The 17368-nt window shown below is 60.3% G+C and carries 15 protein-coding genes and 1 tRNA gene; 8 read left to right on the forward strand and 8 right to left on the reverse strand.

Annotated features, from left to right (window positions below; translation table 11 throughout):
* Positions 1-114: 114 nt before the first annotated feature.
* Positions 115-1131, reverse strand: a complete 1017-nt coding sequence (locus QP965_RS08740; RefSeq protein WP_225745794.1) for an iron-siderophore ABC transporter substrate-binding protein — start codon at positions 1129-1131, stop codon at positions 115-117.
* Positions 1132-1531: 400 nt separating this feature from the next.
* Between QP965_RS08740 and QP965_RS08745 the strand changes: the two genes are divergently transcribed.
* Genes QP965_RS08745 through QP965_RS08760 form a run of 4 tightly spaced genes read left to right on the forward strand, consistent with a single transcriptional unit; the run spans position 1532 to position 4732 of the window.
* Positions 1532-1768, forward strand: coding sequence for a hypothetical protein (locus QP965_RS08745; protein WP_141745903.1), 237 nt, complete (start codon positions 1532-1534; stop codon positions 1766-1768).
* Positions 1765-2790: a FecCD family ABC transporter permease gene (locus QP965_RS08750; RefSeq protein ID WP_049156169.1), complete on the forward strand. Its 1026-nt coding sequence runs from the start codon at positions 1765-1767 to the stop codon at positions 2788-2790. Before QP965_RS08745 ends, QP965_RS08750 begins: the two co-directional genes overlap by 4 nt.
* A complete protein-coding gene (locus tag QP965_RS08755) occupies positions 2790-3905 on the forward strand; it encodes a FecCD family ABC transporter permease (RefSeq protein ID WP_049156167.1) in 1116 nt (371 codons plus the stop codon). Before QP965_RS08750 ends, QP965_RS08755 begins: the two co-directional genes overlap by 1 nt.
* Positions 3902-4732 (forward strand): ABC transporter ATP-binding protein, encoded by an 831-nt coding sequence (locus tag QP965_RS08760; protein WP_225745795.1) that lies wholly within the window; start codon positions 3902-3904, stop codon positions 4730-4732. Before QP965_RS08755 ends, QP965_RS08760 begins: the two co-directional genes overlap by 4 nt.
* An 82-nt stretch (positions 4733-4814) precedes the next feature.
* Here the strand turns inward: QP965_RS08760 and QP965_RS08765 are convergent.
* Together QP965_RS08765 and QP965_RS08770 are read right to left on the reverse strand one after the other, a co-directional pair.
* Positions 4815-4891 (reverse strand) — tRNA-Met (locus tag QP965_RS08765).
* A 151-nt stretch (positions 4892-5042) separates the two neighbouring features.
* Positions 5043-8000 carry a UPF0182 family protein gene (locus QP965_RS08770; RefSeq protein WP_284844719.1) on the reverse strand — a complete coding sequence of 986 codons (2958 nt, stop codon included), beginning with the start codon at positions 7998-8000 and terminating at the stop codon, positions 5043-5045.
* Positions 8001-8123: 123 nt separating this feature from the next.
* On the opposite strand from QP965_RS08770, the gene QP965_RS08775 reads away from it, so the two are divergent.
* Both QP965_RS08775 and QP965_RS08780 read left to right on the forward strand, forming a co-directional pair.
* Positions 8124-8660, forward strand: a complete 537-nt coding sequence (locus tag QP965_RS08775) for a PPA1309 family protein (protein WP_005322346.1) — start codon at positions 8124-8126, stop codon at positions 8658-8660.
* Positions 8661-8706: 46 nt separating this feature from the next.
* Complete coding sequence (locus QP965_RS08780) at positions 8707-9375, forward strand: beta-N-acetylglucosaminidase (RefSeq protein WP_284844718.1); 669 nt, start codon at positions 8707-8709, stop codon at positions 9373-9375.
* Positions 9376-9380: 5 nt separating this feature from the next.
* Here the strand turns inward: QP965_RS08780 and QP965_RS08785 are convergent, their stop codons facing one another.
* On the reverse strand, positions 9381-10445 hold the full coding sequence (locus QP965_RS08785) for a YlbL family protein (protein WP_284844717.1): 1065 nt from the start codon (positions 10443-10445) through the stop codon (positions 9381-9383).
* A 93-nt stretch (positions 10446-10538) separates the two neighbouring features.
* Between QP965_RS08785 and QP965_RS08790 the strand changes: the two genes are divergently transcribed.
* Positions 10539-11960 carry a zinc-dependent metalloprotease gene (locus tag QP965_RS08790; RefSeq protein WP_225745799.1) on the forward strand — a complete coding sequence of 474 codons (1422 nt, stop codon included), beginning with the start codon at positions 10539-10541 and terminating at the stop codon, positions 11958-11960.
* Here QP965_RS08790 and QP965_RS08795 read toward each other — a convergent pair.
* Positions 11957-12478 carry a M48 metallopeptidase family protein gene (locus QP965_RS08795; protein ID WP_150851870.1) on the reverse strand — a complete coding sequence of 174 codons (522 nt, stop codon included), beginning with the start codon at positions 12476-12478 and terminating at the stop codon, positions 11957-11959. The two genes, QP965_RS08790 and QP965_RS08795, sit on opposite strands and share 4 nt — an antisense overlap.
* Before the next feature lie 62 nt (positions 12479-12540).
* Here QP965_RS08795 and QP965_RS08800 point away from each other — a divergent pair, with 62 nt between their 5' ends.
* Positions 12541-13428, forward strand: coding sequence for a hypothetical protein (locus tag QP965_RS08800; protein ID WP_284844716.1), 888 nt, complete (start codon positions 12541-12543; stop codon positions 13426-13428).
* Here the strand turns inward: QP965_RS08800 and QP965_RS08805 are convergent.
* The 3 genes from QP965_RS08805 to QP965_RS08815 are packed head-to-tail and all read right to left on the reverse strand — an operon-like array spanning position 13406 to position 17306.
* Complete coding sequence (locus QP965_RS08805; protein ID WP_284844715.1) at positions 13406-15463, reverse strand: ATP-dependent DNA helicase UvrD2; 2058 nt, start codon at positions 15461-15463, stop codon at positions 13406-13408. The two genes, QP965_RS08800 and QP965_RS08805, sit on opposite strands and share 23 nt — an antisense overlap.
* Positions 15456-16187 carry an NAD(+) diphosphatase gene (locus QP965_RS08810; protein WP_284844714.1) on the reverse strand — a complete coding sequence of 244 codons (732 nt, stop codon included), beginning with the start codon at positions 16185-16187 and terminating at the stop codon, positions 15456-15458. The genes QP965_RS08805 and QP965_RS08810 overlap by 8 nt, the downstream gene beginning before the upstream one ends.
* The gene (locus QP965_RS08815) at positions 16188-17306 is read right to left on the reverse strand and encodes a potassium channel family protein (RefSeq protein WP_431832410.1); all 1119 of its coding nucleotides are present in this window, start codon (positions 17304-17306) and stop codon (positions 16188-16190) included.
* Positions 17307-17368 lie beyond the last annotated feature (62 nt).

Consider the following 17368-nt stretch of genomic DNA (forward strand, 5'->3'; position numbering starts at 1 on the left):
ATGCAATATCGAAATCAGACCCTTGAAGCCCTAACCGCCTAGAATTAAACCAGTCCAACTTTCGGGGGGCAGTTCACACATTCACGCGGGGGACGGTTCAGCGATTGAGTCCTTTTACTTCGTGGCGTCCGCCAACGGCTGCTCGATCTTATCCAGCAGGTAGTCCAGACTCAGCACTGTTTGCCATCCAAAGGCTTTTTCTAGGTCGCCTTCCAAGTAGACACTGTGCCCATCCTTCACAGCGGGTAGCTTGCTCACGATTGGATCCTCGGTAACAGAAGCCTTGTCCTGCGTCGGAGCGTAGGACAACTGATCCCACACCAGTACGTCAGAATCAACCTGATCAGCGTTCTCCTTGGAGACCTCGCCGTAGAATTTATCCTTGGTGATTGCCGCGTAGGCGGGGTTGATCTTGAACCCCAGCTCGGTAAAGAAGCGGCTGCGCGGATCTTCTTCAGCAAAGACGGCCAGGCTGTCGGCAGAGACGGTGGCCACACCGAGTTCCTTCTCGGCCCACTCTGGGTGACGGTCCTTTAGGTCTGCAAACTTCGCTTTAACCTGCTCCACCTGATGTTTTGCCTCTTTAGGCTTGCCTACGGCTTGTCCAATCTCTTCCGTAGTCACGTCCCATGGCTGCTGCAGTTCTTTATATTCACCCTTTTGCACAACGACAGGGGCGATATCGGACAGCTTCTTGTATGTATTTTCATCAATATCCGAGTACACGGCAACGATGAGATCTGGCTTGTCCTTAGCGATAGCTTCCGCATTGACCTCTGTGTCTTTGTCGATTCGAGGAGTATCGCCCTCGATCTTGTCGTTAGACCAGTTGCCCGCAGCCTGCCCGTCTGGGGTCATGCTATCCCAATACTTCACGGAAACCGGCGTGATTCCGAGCGCCAGCAGCGCGTCCTGATCCGTATACCCTAGGGAGACCACGCGCTGCGGGACTTCCTTGATTTCGGTGGAACCATAGCGATGCTCGATGGTGGTGGGGAATGCACCTTGCTCGGCGTTGACCGCCTGGGAGTCTGCAGAGTTTTCGGATTGGTCATCAGTCGAACACGCCGTCACCGCGGTGCCCAGAGCCAACACAGTAGCAGTACCGACAAGAATTTTCTTGAATGTCATTTTTCTCCGTTATTACTGGTGACGGATCTCAGCGCAAGGCCTAGCCCGTTCACGAATGGGGAAAGGTCAGAATATTTGGTTGGTTATACCCAAATGGGGGGGGCAACCAAGTTCCCCAATCGTTGGAGACAATGACATATTCTCGCACGTTAAAAGGATAACTTAGGCTTGCCTAAATAATCAATGTTACGCTGGTCACCAAAAGATTTCCAGGCACCGCCTATGCGATGCACATGCAGCACACTCAACTTTGAGACAGGCACTACAAAAGGTGCCGCATAGAGTTTCACCTAAATAGTGGGCGCCTAGGGCCAGTTGCGATGACTTGCAGCCCTTCACTTTTACAGTCTTTTAATTAAATGAAGGCTTACCTTACATGAAAACGGTAATATGCTTGTCCATGATTGACAATCACACCCAGCAACTGCCTGAGCCACGCCTCGGGCGCAGCTCCTCTCCCCGCCCAGCGGGAGTAGCTAGGTACCTGTCTCCACCCCGCGGCTCAGGGATTCTCATCGCTACCTGTGAGCCGAAGCTCTCCAAGGCAACCCGCCGCAGCGCCGGTGCTCGCTGGGCACTATTGGCTGGGAGTGGGGGCATCGGCAAGCGGCAGCAGCGATTGGAGGCCACGCCATGAGTGTGCGCACTACCCGCCTCCTGGGCCTAGGAGCTCTGCTCTTGCTGGTCCTCGTTGGCACTATCTGCAGTTTGCTGTATGGCGCCCGCTCCATTCCTGCGGAGGACGTGTGGGCCGCGCTGCGGGAACTGCCGGCCGCACGCGGTGCCCAGGACGAAGTTTCCACCAACCAACGCGTGGTAGCTGAGCTGCGGCTGCCGCGCACCATCCTGGCCATAATCGTGGGGGCGGCACTGGGAGTCGCCGGTGCTCTAATCCAAGGCCACACCCGCAATCCCCTGGCGGATCCGGGAATCCTGGGTGTCAGTTCCGGCGCGGCGCTAAGCGTTGTAGTCAGCTTCGCGCTATTTGGCATCACCGCCCCGTGGGCCACCGCGGTGATAGCCTTCCTCGGCGCTATCGCTGCCACGGCACTGGTCTTCGGCCTCGCCTCCGCAGGCAAGGCAGCCGTCGATCCCTTGACCTTAGTGCTGGGCGGCGCCGCATTGTCGGCGGTCTTAAGCGCCATCACCAGCGCCTTCGTACTCACCAATGAGAATAACCTGGACCGGATGCGCTTTTGGACCGTCGGCTCCCTCGCCGGCCGGGATATGAACATCGCGCTAGGAATCCTGCCGTTCATAGTGGTGGGACTGATCCTGGCGTTCGCTACCGGCCCGCAGTTGAATATTTTGAACTTAGGCGACGACGTGGCCGCAGGGCTCGGCATCAATACCGCGGCCGCAAGGCTGGCCGGCATGGGCATCATCGCCTTGCTGGCTGGCGCGGCCACGGCTGCAGCGGGCCCGCTAGGCTTCATTGGCCTGGTAGTGCCCCATATCGTCCGGGCTCTTACCGGCCCAGATTATAAGTGGATTTTGCCGTACTCTGCGCTAGCCGGCGCGGCGCTGTTGCTATGTGCTGACGTAGTGGGCCGCCTCATCGCGCGCCCCGGCGAGCTCCAAGTGGGCATCGTATTGGCCTTCGTTGGCGCGCCGTTCTTCATCGCCTTGATCTACCGAAAGAAGGTGATGACGCTGTGATGCGACGAAACAAGGCTGCGCAGGCCGTACAAGATAAACAAAGCGCTTCGTGGCAGATGCCGGGCGGGGTACCATTCCGGGCTGGGCCCATCTCGTTCCTCTGGCGCCCACGGGTGGTGCTGGTATGCATCATCGCCGCGGCGCTCACCGTCTTTTTAGGCGCGCTTTCCATCGGGCTGGGTGACTACCCTATTTCCGTTCCCCGAGTACTAGAGGTGATTTTCCAAGGGCAAGGATCCCGCGTGGAAAAACTCGTGGTCTTGGAGTGGCGCATGCCCCGAGTGGCCACGGCCATCGCGGTCGGCTGCGCGCTGGGGCTTTCCGGTGCGCTCACCCAAACGGTCACCCGCAACGCGCTGGCCAGCCCCGATATCCTCGGCATCACTACGGGTGCCTCGGCCATGGCCGTAACGGTCATCGTCCTTGGCGCCGGCGGCAGTGGATTCGCCGGCTGGCTTGCCGGAATCGGAATTCCCCTAGCCGCATTGCTGGGTGCGATTCTTAGCGCCATGGTGATCTGGGCATTGGCTTGGCGACGCCAAGCTGATTCCTACCGCCTCGTGCTCGTAGGCATTATCATCACCGCGCTGCTGAGTTCCTACATCAATTTCCTCATGGTCCGCGCGGAACTGCGGGATGCAAGCCAAGCACAGTTCTGGCTCACAGGATCCCTGGCCAAGTCGGAGTGGAGCACCACCATTCCCATGGTTGTCCTTGTGCTTGTCTGCGCCCCGTTGCTGGCCTGGATCGCCTACCAAGCACTGGCCACCACTCTGGGGCCCGACCTCGCCCGAGCGCTGGGCCAGCGCGTCAACGCCGTGCAGGTGGCGATGTTGGCATTGGCCGTAGCTCTAGCTGCAGTAGCAGTTTCTGCTGCCGGCCCCATCGGTTTCATCGCCTTTGTAGCACCCCAAGTAGCACTACGGCTGTGCGGGGTACCCAGCCCACCGCTTGCGGCCTCGGCTCTTACCGGCGCAGTGCTACTGCTCGGTGCGGACATCGTGACCCAGGCTGTCCTGCCGGTGGAGCTTCCGGTGGGTATTGTCACCTCCGCACTGGGCGGCGTCTTCCTCATCTACCTACTCGTTCAACGCACTAGGAGCACAGACGCATGACCTCCCCCATCCCCCAGCCAAGCGCAGACCACCCGAATACCGCCGGTGGCGTGGATGCTTCCTCGGTCACCGTGGGCTACGGCCAGCGCACCATCATCCGGGATCTCAGCGCCACTTTCCCAGCCGGCAAAATCACCACCATCGTGGGGCCCAACGGATGCGGTAAATCAACCTTGCTGCGCGCCATGTCTGGCCTGCTCAACCTTGATACCGGAACCGTGAGCGTGGATGGCCAGAATATCTCGGACATGAAGCGCAAGGACGTCGCCCGCATACTGGGCATGCTGCCCCAATCCCCCGTGGCCCCAGAAGGGCTATTGGTCTCCGATCTGGTGGCCCGCGGGCGGCACCCACATCAGGCATGGTTCCGCCAGTGGTCCTCCACGGACGAAGACGCGGTCTTCGAGGCCCTAAAGCAAACCGGTTCTGCGGATCTTGCCAGCCGTACGTTGGATGAACTTTCCGGCGGCCAGCGCCAGCGCGTATGGATCTCTATGGTGCTGGCGCAAAACACCGACATCCTTTTCCTAGATGAGCCAACGACGTACCTTGACCTCGCGACCTCCGTGGACATCCTCGAACTAGTCGATAGCCTGCGCCAAGAGCTTGGCCGAACGGTGGTAATGGTGCTGCACGATCTGAACCTGGCGGTGCGCTACTCCGATTATCTCGTGATTATGAAGGAGGGGCAGGTCATAGCTTCCGGCGCACCCGCAGAAATCATCACCGCAGAGCTACTGCAGGACGCTTTTGATCTGCGGGCGCGGGTCATCGAGGATCCAGAGACTGGAGACCCGCTCATCGTCCCGCTCAGGAAACCGGCTTAGGCCCAAGGCCTAAGCCCACCCACTAGGGTGGCGCATAAGAAAAGGCCCTGACCGGAACTTAATCTGGTCAGGGCCTGGAAGTTGGTAGCGGGGGCAGGATTCGAACCTACGACCTCTGGGTTATGAGCCCAGCGAGCTACCGAGCTGCTCCACCCCGCGTCGAGATGACTTCCATCATCTGCGCTTTAACAGTGCGTTAACACAAAGTGTATTCGCTCTGTCCTGGCGACTCATGTAACTATACATAGGGAAAGGCACCTACCCAAATCCGCTGGGCAGGTGCCTAATCCATCGCGATTATAAGCCGGAACTACTTGTCCGTCTTCTGATAAGACTCCACAGCCTTATCGAGCTCATCTAGGGCGCGTCCGTACTCCTCGAAGGAACCATCGCGTGCATCCTCAAGGCCCTTCAAAGCCTTGTTGATGTCATCGATGGCGCCGGCCTGGTCGGAAGAGGAAGGCGCAGAGGCCGGGGCCGAAGGCTTGTCCTCCTTGGCATCCTTCTTATTCTTGTCGTCCTTGGCGCCATCCTTGTCCTCGGAATCGCCCTCGACTTCCTCAATGTTTTGGGCAGCCTTGGCGTCGATTCCAACTTGTTCAAGCGCATCACCAATAGTCGGAGCGTAGCCTACGCGGCCCTTATAGGACACGAGCACGCGCAACAGCTTCGGGAAGGCAGAGGCCTGGTCCTTGCGCTGCGAGTAGATCGGCTCGAGGTACAGGATTTCGCCGCCACCTACTGGCAGGGCTAGCAGGTTGCCATTGTGCAGGTCGTTAGTGCCCTCCCACAGGGTACGGTCGCGGGCGACCTGGTCGGAGGACATCATCGCATCCTGGGCCTGCTTCGGGCCCTGGGTCTGCGTATTGGTGGGCAGCACTCGCACGGTGATATCGCCGTAGTTTTCCGGATCGGAGGATACGGCCATGTGCGCAGACAAGAACTCGCGGTTGAGGCCACGATAGGACGTGGTCAGCTGGAAGGTCGGCTTGCCGGTCTTCGGATCTGCGGCCATTACGTAGTACGGCGGCTGATTAAGCTGGCGGGATTCCTCCGCAGTGGGGTCATTCGGCACGGACCAGAAAGCATCGTTATTGAAGAAGACGTTCGGGTCATCCACGTGATAGCGGGCCAACAGGTCACGCTGCACCTTGAACATATCCTCCGGGTAGCGGAAGTGCTCGCGCAGCTCATCGGAGATCTCCGCCTCAGGCTTAACGACGTCCGGGAAGACGCCCTGCCAAGCCTTGAGCACCGGGTCATTCTTGTCGAACTCGTAGAGGTCCACTGTGCCGTCATAGGCATCGACGGTGGCCTTGACCGAGTTGCGGATATAACCGACCTTGTCATTGACCAAGCGCTGGGTGGTGCCATCAGGGTTGAGGGTGTCCTGGGTGGCGTCGGAAAGCGAGGCACGCTGGGAGTAAGGCAGGGACTCCAAGGTGGTATAGCCATCCACAATCCACTTCAGGCGGCCATCAACCACTGCCGGGTAGGTAGCAGAATCGGTGGTCAGCCACGGAGCAACCTTTTCCACGCGTTCGCGCGGATCGCGGTCATACAGCAGCTTGGACTCGCTGCCGACGCGATCCGAAAGCAGGAAGTTCAGCTCGCGGTACTTGGCGGCGTACATGGTGCGGTCAAAGATATTGCCAATGTCAACGCCACCCTTGCCGTCATAGGTGTAGGTGGAGCTATCGGTGTCATACTCGACCGGGTTATCGCCGGTCTGGCCGGTGATCGCGTAGTCCATTCCGTCGGCCGCACCGGCAATGACCGGGCCGTAGTAGATGCGCGGCTGATCTACCTTAATGCCAAGGGACTTCTCTGCATCCTGGGTCTCGCCTTCGCCCTCGGACTCGCCGGCCTGAGTCTGTAGGTCAGACACGGTAAAGATGGGGAAACCACCGCGGGCAGAACCTGCATCGCGGGCCACCTCATCGACCTTATTGGCCTGGGCTGCCACGAAGCCGTTGCCGTGGGTGTAGACGGTGTGGCGGTTAATCCAGTCCGACTGATTCTCCCGCAGCTCGTTCGGATCCAGCTCGCGAGCGGCGACGACGAAGTCACGCTCCTTGCCGTCGATCTCGTAGCGGTCCATCGACAACGTCTCTGGGAAGCCATAGAAGTTCTTCAGCTGCTGCATCTGGGTAAAGGTAGGAGAAAGGATCTCCGGATCCAGCAGGCGGAGGTTATTGATGGTGGCGTTATCAGAGGCCACCTTGTCATCGGAGACATCATCCCCGCCCCAGTTGTCTTCATAGGTGACGTGTTCATCCGTGAGCCCATAGGCATAGCGCGTGGCCTCGATATTGCGAGCAATGGATTCTTCTTCCTTAGCCTGGCGGTTGGGCTGGACGGAAAAGCGTTCCATCAGCAGCGGCCATGCCTGGCCAATGACCAGCGAGGACAGCAGCATCAGCACCACGGCCAGTCCGGGGATGCGCAGGTCCTTGATGACAACGGCCATAAACAGGGCCACGGCCACAAAGACGCCAATGATCATCAAGATGATCTTTGCCGGCAGGTAGGCGTGAATATCGGTATAGGAACCACCGGTAAAGAGGTCGTGCTGGGTATTTAGCAGCTCATAGCGCTCCAGCCAGTAGCCGATGACTTGGACTACCATCCACAGGCCGGCGGTAATCGCCAGCTGCAGGCGAGCAGGGCGGGAGATGGAGCCGCGCACACCGGCGGCCTTATTGCCAATGCGGATGCCGCCCAGCACGTAGTGGCCGAAAAGCGCGATGAGGAAGGCCAGGATCAACAAGATGGACAGGGTGCTAACCACCATCTTTAGAACTGGCAACGTGAAGGCATAAAAACCTAGGTCGTGGTGGAACTGGGCGTCTTGTTCGCCGAATTCCTGGCCGTTGAGGAAGAGCAGTACCGTGCGCCAATTGGACTGGCCGATGAAACCGGCGATGACGCCCACGACGGCGGGGATGCCCTTGAAGAAGACGCCCATGGACTTCTCAATGGACTTGCGGTACTGATACACCGGCGAGTTCAGGTCTCCCAGGTCGAGCGAATCCGGGCGCCCGCGCCAGGCAAAGTAGCCGGCGGCCCACACCACTGCAGCGGCAACAAGACCAAAGATGATAAAGAGGACTATCCGCGCAATAATCGCGGTGGTGAAGACGTTCCGGTATTCAATTGCACCAAACCACCTCCAATCCGTGTACATGCCCACGAGCATGGGGCCGAAGAACAAGAGGACGGCAATGATGGCCGCAATGATTGTCGCGACCCTTGGGGGCCGCTTCAACGGGGCGGCTGGTGTGGATGACCCTAAGGACAACGCCAGCTCCAATCAAATAGTGCGAATTTAAAACCTGTAAACTTCTTCCAGCTTAAGGAAGCAATACACAGATAACGAATAAGGATGTTCATGAGTTCCCCCGAATTATCACAGCCAGCTTTAAACCGCGCGATGACCGAAGCCGTGGAATTCGTCCACGCCGAAGGCTGGGACGCTCGGCCCACCATCTTCGCGCTGGTTCCCACCCACTTGGTAGCCGATCAGCTTGCCGCGCTCGATGAAGAGGATGCCGCGCCGCTTACCCTTATCGTGCAAGATAATGTGCCCGAAAACATTGAGCCCGGTTCTGAGCAGCTGGCCGATTATGTCTCCCGCCTGGCCTGGCCGCGGGAGGTCGCCGGCGTCATCTTGGCCCAAGAAATTAAGTTCCGCGATACCTCCAGCGAGGACCCCTCCCCTCGCCCGGCGCGCCTTTATTCCGGTGCGCTGCGCGAGGAAGGCATTGAAACCACGTTGCTGCAGCTGCGCCCCACCGAGGAAGAGCTGGAAGCGGCCGGACCGTTCGCGGAAGATGACATCCAGCTGCGTGGCGGTCCCCAGGTAGCTCCGGGGGTTATTGCGGCCTTGCGCTATGGGCTGAACCAAGACCCGGATGAGCTAGATTAGACTGAAGTGACAATTCTCGCCTGCGACTAAGGAGCATTTTCCTACCGTGCGACGCCTTACTCTCACTCGCCTGACCGCCACCCGCGCCACCGCAGCAGCGCTTCTGCTGGGTGTAGGCGTGAGCACTGCCGCTTGTTCCTCGGACGATGCCGCGCCTGCCGACGCCCCCGTGGAGACCACCGCCGCCGGCGCCGAGACCACCGCCCCTGCGGCGGATACCGCTGAGGAAACCAGCACCGTCTCTAGCTCCTCCACCATTGAGTCCAGCGCTGAATCGAGCGCGGCGGAAAGCTCGGAGGCGTCGGAGGGGGCGTCGGCAAGCAAGGAGCCCGGAACCGAAAAGTTGGAAAAGTCTGTGGCCAAGGCCTATGACATCTTTGCTCCGGTAGCGCCCAAGGAGCTTTTCGCCCTCTTTGACCGCTGCGATTCCACGGGCGGGGACGATTCCTATAACTGCTCTGGGCCAGAGGTAGGCCAGTTCCAGTTCTTCCGCTCGCACTCCAAGGCGAAGCAAACCACGCAGGTGCTTACCGAGCTGCGCAGCTCGCAGGTCATTGAGGATGACGGCGACCGCGTCGTAGGCTGGTCCACCTTGGGAACCACCGCGGTCATTACCGTAGTGGACAATAAAGAAGGCATGGTCATGCAACAGATGATCTCCTCCGACCAGGAAGACCCGGAAGAGAAGATCAAGGAGCTGGGCCTCGCTAAGTAGGCCGGCTACTGGCAGGTTTTAATGTCCTTGCCGTCCGCGAAGTCCTTCATTGTGGACACTGCCTCTTCCAAGGTGGAAACTGCCGCGATGGGCATATCGCCGTGATCGCTCGCGGCGGCCTCGGAGCAATTATCCTTCGGCGCGAGGAAGAGCTCCGCACCCGCCTCGTGCGCCGCGGCTATTTTATGTTGGATGCCGCCAATGGGGCCTACCTCGCCGTCTTCCTGAATTGTGCCCGTACCGGCCACGAACTTGCCGCCGGTGAGATCTTCCTCGTTGAGCTTATCGATGACCGCCAGAGTAAACATCATGCCGGCGGAGGGCCCACCAATATCCTGCAGGTTGTATTTGACCTTAATATCGTCTTGCGGGACCGAGAGCATGGCGATGCCCAGCATTGCCTGCCCCTTCTGCTGAGGGTTTTCCCCTAGCTCTATTTCTTCTTCTTGCTTCTTGCCGCCACGCTGGACGGTCAGCGTGGCCTTATCGCCAGGGCTTTTCTTCTTGATGACGTCTTGGACGTCGCCTGGCTCCGAGACCTCCTTGCCGTCTACTGCGGTAATGACATCGTCCTTTTTCAGCGTGCCCTGCGCCGCGCCCTCATCCAAAACTTCCGCGATGGTGATCTTCACCGGTAGGTGGAGGTAATCCATTGCGGCGACGGTCGCGGCAGACTCGGATTGGGTAAAGGCCTGCTTATTGGACTCTTCTACCTCTTTATCGCTCATGTTCTGCGGAATGACGGTATCGATGGGCACGATGGTGTCATCGGTCATCATCCAGCGGCCCAGCGCCTGCGCCAGGGTCATATTGGTGCGCACAGAGACCGTGGTCATGTTGAGGTGGCCGTCGGTGTCATAGGTTTTCGGTGCCTGAACATCAACGACCTGGGTGCCGTCGACCTCCCCCAACGTGTCCACCGTGGGACCGGGCCCCTCAGCGGCATAAGGCACGGTCAAAGACACATCGGTGCCGGGGATATGGTCAAGCGATACCAACGCACCGGTGAGGACGACGGGGATGGCACCCCAGGCGATGGTGCGGACGCGACGGCTAGCAGGAGAATTCACGGATCAATACCCTACAACCTTTGCCGTAGTGTTCGCTGTCAGCGTAGCGGGGATCATGGAAAGTAGCCGGATGGTGCCGGTAGATTAGGACGCATGAGCAACGGATTCGGTTTTTCTTTCCCCAATAACGATGACGACGATAATGACGGACGTCGTGACCAGAACCCGTTCGGCGCATTCGGCGGCGCTAATGGTGGCGGCCTCGGTGACATGCTGAACCAGTTCGGTCAGATGCTGTCCGGCATGGGCTCTTCCATGAACTCGCCGGAAAACTCCGGCCCAGTCAATTACGACATGGCTAAGCGCATCGCCCTGCAGCAAATCTCGCAGTCCAAGGCGGTAAGCGCGGACGATACCAAGGCTGTAGAGGAATCCGTCCGCTTGGCGGAGCTCTGGCTTGATGACGCCACCTATTTGCCCACCGCCTCCGGCACGGCCAAGGCCTGGGATTCCAAGCAGTGGTTGGAAGAGACCATGCCGGCGTGGCAGCGCATGGTCACCCCGGTGGCCGAGCACATGAATGATGCTCAGCTGGATTCCATGCCGGAACAAGCGCGCGAGATGATGGGCCCCATGACCAAGATGATGAACCAGATGTCTGGCATGAATTTTGGCATGCAGCTCGGCCACGCCTTGGGAGATTTGGCCTCCCAGGCGCTGACCGGTTCCGATTTCGGCCTGCCCATCGCCCCAGCCAATACCGTGGCACTGTTGCCACAGACCATCCAGAAGGTCGCCCGCGAGCTTAATGTTCCTGGCCAGGAGGTGCTGGTTTATATTGCCGCACGCGAGGCTGCCCGCCAGCGACTGTTTAAGCACGTGCCCTGGCTGGTAGAGCGCATCGTCTCCTCTGTAGAGGAATATGCCATCGGCCTGGTTATTGATACCTCCCACCTGGAGGAAGTCACCCGCGAACTCAACCTCGAGTCCGGCGATCCACAGGCAATCCAGGATGCGATGAGCAAGTTGCAGGGCATGGACCTCTCCCCGCGCATTACCTCCAAGAACACTGCGGCCGCATCCCGCCTCGAGACCCTATTGGCCTTGGTGGAAGGCTGGGCCGAGCACGTGGTTACTGAGGCACTGGGCGAGCGCATCCCGTCGACCTCGAAGCTCACCCAGGCTTGGGCACACCGCCGCAGCACCGGCGGTTCCGCCGAGAATGCCTTCAGCAAGGTGGTTGGCATCGAGCTCAATGCCCCTAAGGTCTCTGAGGCCGCAGAGCTATGGCGCCGCGCCACCGTGGCCGTGGGCGCAGAAAAGCGCGATAAGGCTTGGGATCACCCGGACTTCCTGCCCACTGCGGAGCACCTCGATAACCCGGCCGCCTTCATCGACTCCCTGCTGGACGAAGGCCCGGATGAGGGCTTCGAAGAAGAGTTTGCCAAGCTGGAGGAAATGCTGAAGAACGGCGAGGATTCCTCTGCCGTGCAGGGCGACGAGTCCACGGATTCCGAGAAGCCGGAAGGCAAAGACGACGAGAAGGACAAGGGCAACGAGGACGGAGAGAACTAGCAGCCCCAGCGCTGATAGGCCTCAAGATAGCCCTTCGCCCGCTCAGCGTGGGGCGCCCTGTCCGCCCACTGCCAAAAATCCCGCCCATGGCGCGGGATGAAGGTGTGGGTGAGCTCGTGAATGATCACTGAATCCAGCACATAATCCGGCACGTGTTGCAGCCGGTCACTGAGCCGAATATCCGCGGTGGAGGTAGTACAGCTACCCCACCGCGTATTTTGGTTGCTCACCCACCGAATAGAGCCGATGGTTGCACGACCATCTAAATACGCCGCGTTGAGCCGCCGCGCACGTTCTTCGAGCTGGGCGTCTGTGCGGCGGCCACTGCCCTGTTTCTTCTCCACCCGCGCCAACATGTCTGCGACGGCATCGCGCTCATCCCGCACGGACATCCACGCGGGAATGCGTACCTCGAGCACCCCGGATACCATGCGCGCCTGCACGGTTTTCTTCCGCTTGGCAGAGCGAATGACTTTGACCTCTGGGGGCTGCGGTGCGGTGGGCTGCGTGCTCGACATGACAGGTGATTGTACCTGTGGTGCAATGGAGACCACATACTTCGGGGGAAGGGGTTAAAAGCGTGGGGATTTCTGCCACCCAAGTGGTCTTGGCGCCAGGCAGCGCCGTGTTGTGCCGCGAGGAAACGGTGATCCAATTTGGCATGGATGCCACCCGCGTTGGGGTTGCGGAAACTGGAAGCGCGCTCACCGTCGCGACGGCTTTCAACACCGCTCGCGAACCAGTGTCCCCGGAGGACTTATCTGAACGACTGCGTGCTGCAGGGCTTGAGAAGGCGGCGGCGCTGAGCCTCATTGAAGACGCGCTGGACTACGGCATCCTCTGGCCACACAACGAGGCCGATGCCAAGGCAGACGCCATTGTCCTCATGGGAGGATCCGCCTTGGCGGAGAGGCTCCGCGCGCGCCTTGAGACGGATGGCTTCCAGGTCCGCATCCCGTTGGAGGAAGACAATGTCTTTTCCTATATCCACGACCTCGACGGCATGTATCCAGTACTTGCTGTGGACCAGCTGCACTGCCCACTGGATTGTGCGAATGCACTCGCGGGCACAGACACTACGTGGATTCCGGTGTCTTTGCTGGACAATCGTGGCGTCATCGGGCCTGTACGGCTGCGGGGCCAAGGACCGTGCCCGTTGTGTGCGCACTTGGCCCGCGTGGATATGGACCCACTGTGGAATATCATCAGCACCCAGCTCACCCACGTGCGCCGCACTCCAGAAGCCGTGGTGCTCGATGCGGTCTCGGCGCACACGCAGGTGACTATAAGACGACTGATGGGGCGGCCGCTGCCGCCAGGCGCACCGACCACAAAGCCGCGCCCCGGACAGCAGTGGGAGGTCGATGTCTACGGACACCATCAGCAGCGCACCGTCATTGCGCATCCACGCTGCCCGGTGTGCTTCGGCGGCAAGACCAACCTGGCTAGCTGCGAACCGAACGAATAACCTCTAGTACTTGGGCGCCGTAGCGCTCCAGCTTGCTAGGGCCTACGCCAGAAATGGAGAGCATCTCTGCCTCATCGGAGGGCAGTTCCTCCGAAATCGCCTGCAGGGTGGCATCGGAAAAGATGACATAGGCCGGAACCTTTTCCTGGCGCGCAATCTGGGACCGCCACGAGCGTAAGGCGGCAAAGACCTCTTCATCGCCGCCGCCTTCACAATCTTCATGGCGGCCTATGACCTTTTCCGCCGGTGTTCCCAGCGGACCAGAGCACACGCGGCAGCGCTTCGGGCGGCGTGAGCGAGACCCACCGCCGGAGGCATCTTCGGCCGCCGGAACGATGCCATCGAGGAAGCGCGTGCGCTCGCGCGAAGCCCGCGAGCCGGTAGTCTTCGCCAGCGCCCATGACAGTGCGAGGTGCTCACGGGCGCGGGTAATACCCACGTAGAAAAGGCGGCGCTCCTCTTCCACCTGTTCGTCGCCAGCCTTGATGGCATGGTTGATGGGCATAAGCTTTTCCGTTAGCCCCACGAGGAATACAGCGTCCCATTCCAAGCCCTTGGCGGCGTGCACGGTAGCCAGCGTAACGCCTTCCATGGCTGGGGCCTGCTTATCGGTAGAGCGCCGGCGCAACTCCCCCAGCACCCCGTTGAGATCGATGCCAGGAGTGGATTCCACAATCTTTTCAATGAGCCCAACCAGTGCGTTGAGGGACTGCCAGCGCTCGCGGGCCTGGGCGCCCTGCGGCTCGGTGGAACTCAAGCCTAGCTCGACAAACGCGGCGCGGGCAATCGCCACTGGGTCATCCGGCAGGTCCTCGCGGCGGGTCGCGGCGATGAGCACGCGGATCGCCTCCAGGATTTCCGGGCGGCGGAAAAAGCCCTCGCCGCCGCGGACTTGGTAGACCACTCCGGCGTCGGCAAGCGCCTGCTCAAACTGCTCCGACTGGGCATTGATGCGGTAAAGGATGGCAATCTCGGAGGCCGGCACGCCCTGATCCAGCAGCGTGAGGACCTGGCCGGCCACCTCCTGGGCTTCAATCTCTTCGGACTCATAGGCTTTAAAGGTGGGCTCGGGCCCAGGCTCGCGCATGCCTTGCAGCTCCAAGCGCGTGCCAGCTGCGCGGCCGGTGGCCTTGCCAATGACCCGGTTGGCCAGGTCCGTTACCTGCGGCGTAGAGCGGTAGTCGCGCTGCAGCTTGACCACGGTGCCATCCGGGTACGTGCGCGAGAAATTAAGCAGATAGTCCGGGGAGGCGCCGTTGAAAGAATAAATGGTCTGGTTAGCATCGCCCACCACGGTAAGGTCATCGCGCTCGCCCAACCAAGCGTTGAGCACCCGCTGCTGCAGCGGGGTAACATCCTGGTACTCATCGACGACAAAGGTGCGGTACTGCTCACGGAAGGTCTCCGCAATCGCCGGCACATTCTCGATGGCACCTGCGATGTGCATGAGCAGGTCATCGAAGTCCAAGTGCATCATGTCCGGCGTGGCCTTGGACTGCTCGTAGCGGCGGAAGGCCTCTGCCACCTTGGCCGGATCGGCCGGCGCACTGCGGTCCGTATTGGCGATCACGGACTCATAATCCTCGGCGCTGACCAGCGCGGACTTAGCCCACTCGATCTCCGCCAGGACGTCTCGAATCATGTCTTTGGAATTATCCAGCCCCACCGAGCGCACCGCGCGGGCAACTAGCGGGAATTTATTATCCAGCAGCTGCCACGGCAGATCTCCTGCTACCTGCGGCCAGAAATACTTCAACTGGCGGCGCGCCGCCGCGTGGAAGGTCTGCGCCTGCACGCCGGCCACGCCCATAGTGCGCAGGCGGTCGCGCATTTCTCCGGCCGCTCGCGCCGTGAAGGTCACCGCAAGCACGCGCTGCGGGCTCACAAAACCCTGGTCCACCAAGTTGGCAATGCGATAGGTAATAGTGCGGGTCTTGCCCGTACCCGCGCCGGCCAAGATGCACACGGGCCCGCGCGGCGCCGTGGCCGCACGCAGCTGATCTTCATCCAGCAGGGACAAATCCGGCTTAGTCACCGTGATACCACTCCATAATCATCGTGTGTGCAATTGAACCCGGACGTGGAAGCTTAAGCTCAGGCAGCTCGGCGCGCTCCACCCACCGGATTTCTTCCAATTCCCCATCAGTATGGCAGGTGGGGTGGACATCAGCCGTGCGCGCACAAAAGCCCAGCATAAGGGAGCCACTCGGTGGCCACGCCTGCGAGCCCCAATAGCGAATATCATCCATCCTGCGCCCGGTTTCTTCCAGGGCCTCGCGCTCAAAAGCTGCTTCCGCGGTCTCGCCCGGCTCAACGTAGCCGGCGATCAGGGAGAAAAAGCTATTGCGGCGGCGATTGCGCGCCAGCAAAATCCGGTCGGTGTCGCTGAGGCGAATAAGCCCGATGACGGCAGGATCTAGGCGCGGGAAGACCATCCGGCGCTCGTCCACAGGATCGCGCCCAACGATTCCCGGTGCTGGGTAGTCCAGCTTGTGACCGGTGCGCGGATCAAAGCGCTGCTCGCGCCGGTTGCGGATCAGCGCAATGGCTTGCAAAATCACCGGCTGGTCCGCAAAGAACGTTGCGCTTTCCAGCCGGCCCAGTTCGCTAGCACCGTCTTCCGGATACGCGCACGCCTGCAGGGTACCTAGGTCCACTACTGCGTGCTTGCCGACGCCCCCGGGAACCTTCTCCACCAGCACCGGCTCCCCCACTGCTGTAACCGGAACCTGGCCGTGAGGGGTTACTGGGAGGAACATTTAATCCTCATCATCATCGTCCATGACCTCGATGGGCTGTTCCATCTCATGCTTAATGTAGAGCAGGCGATCACCCGGCTTCAGCGCGGAGGCATCTGCGGTATCCACGCGGTGCAGCTCGTTATTGCGTAGGACAGCCAGCACGATATCTGCCAGGTGGCGTGGGTTGGAGCCCACCTCGAATTCGCGCACGGCGCGCTCGGCTACGGAGAAACCCTCGTTGGGTGAGAGCAGGTCTTCCATCATCTCCACCACCGTCGGGGTGACGGTGGCCAGGCCTAGCAGTCGGCCGGCCGTCTCAGCGGAGGTGACCACGGAATCTGCACCGGATTGGAGCAACAGGTGACGGTTTTCGGACTCGCGCACCGACGCCACGATCTTGGCCTTGGGCGCAAGCTCTCGCACGGAGAGGCAGCACAGCACCGCGGTATCGTCCGTGGATGGGGTAACGACGATGGAGCTGGCGTGCTCTACCCCAGCGATCTTTAGCACGTCCTGCTTGGTGCCGGAACCAAAGATGGTGACCAATCCGTGGTGCTCGGCGTGAGCGAGGGACGCACGGTTGGTATCGATGACCACGATCTGGGAGGACGGAACATCATCGGCCAGCAGCGCGGCCACGGCTCCGGCACCCTTGGTGCCATAACCGATAACGACGGTGTGGTTACGCAATTGCTTTCTCCAGTTCTGGATTTGGAAAGTACGGCGGGCCTTATCCGTCAACACGGACAAGGTCGCGCCAACCAATAAAACAAGGAAGATCAGGCGGGCAGGGGTAATAAGCACTAAGTTAATGAGCCTGGCCTGCGGGGACACGGGCACGATATCGCCGTAACCCACAGTGGTCAGCGACACCGCCGCATAGTAGGCGGAGTCCAATAACGACATGTCCTCGCTATACCCACCGCCGTCCACATAGACCACGATGGTCACGAAGACAACGATGCCAAAAGCCCACAGCACACGCTTGCCCAGCTGACGCCACGGGCTGGAATTTTCATCCCTCGGCACCGTAATGACATCAATGAGCGCGTGATCCGGCTGCGAGGACAGCTCGACCTGCGGCAAGAAGCGACTTCTAAAGCGTGACTTCATTGCCTGCGCACGTTTTTTGGCCACTAGCCCAGCCTTCTTTTCTGGTCTCGAATGATTGCTCAAGAGATTGCGCGCTTACGCAACCG

This window comes from Corynebacterium sp. MSK074 (assembly GCF_030229735.1).
Lineage (GTDB): Bacteria > Actinomycetota > Actinomycetes > Mycobacteriales > Mycobacteriaceae > Corynebacterium.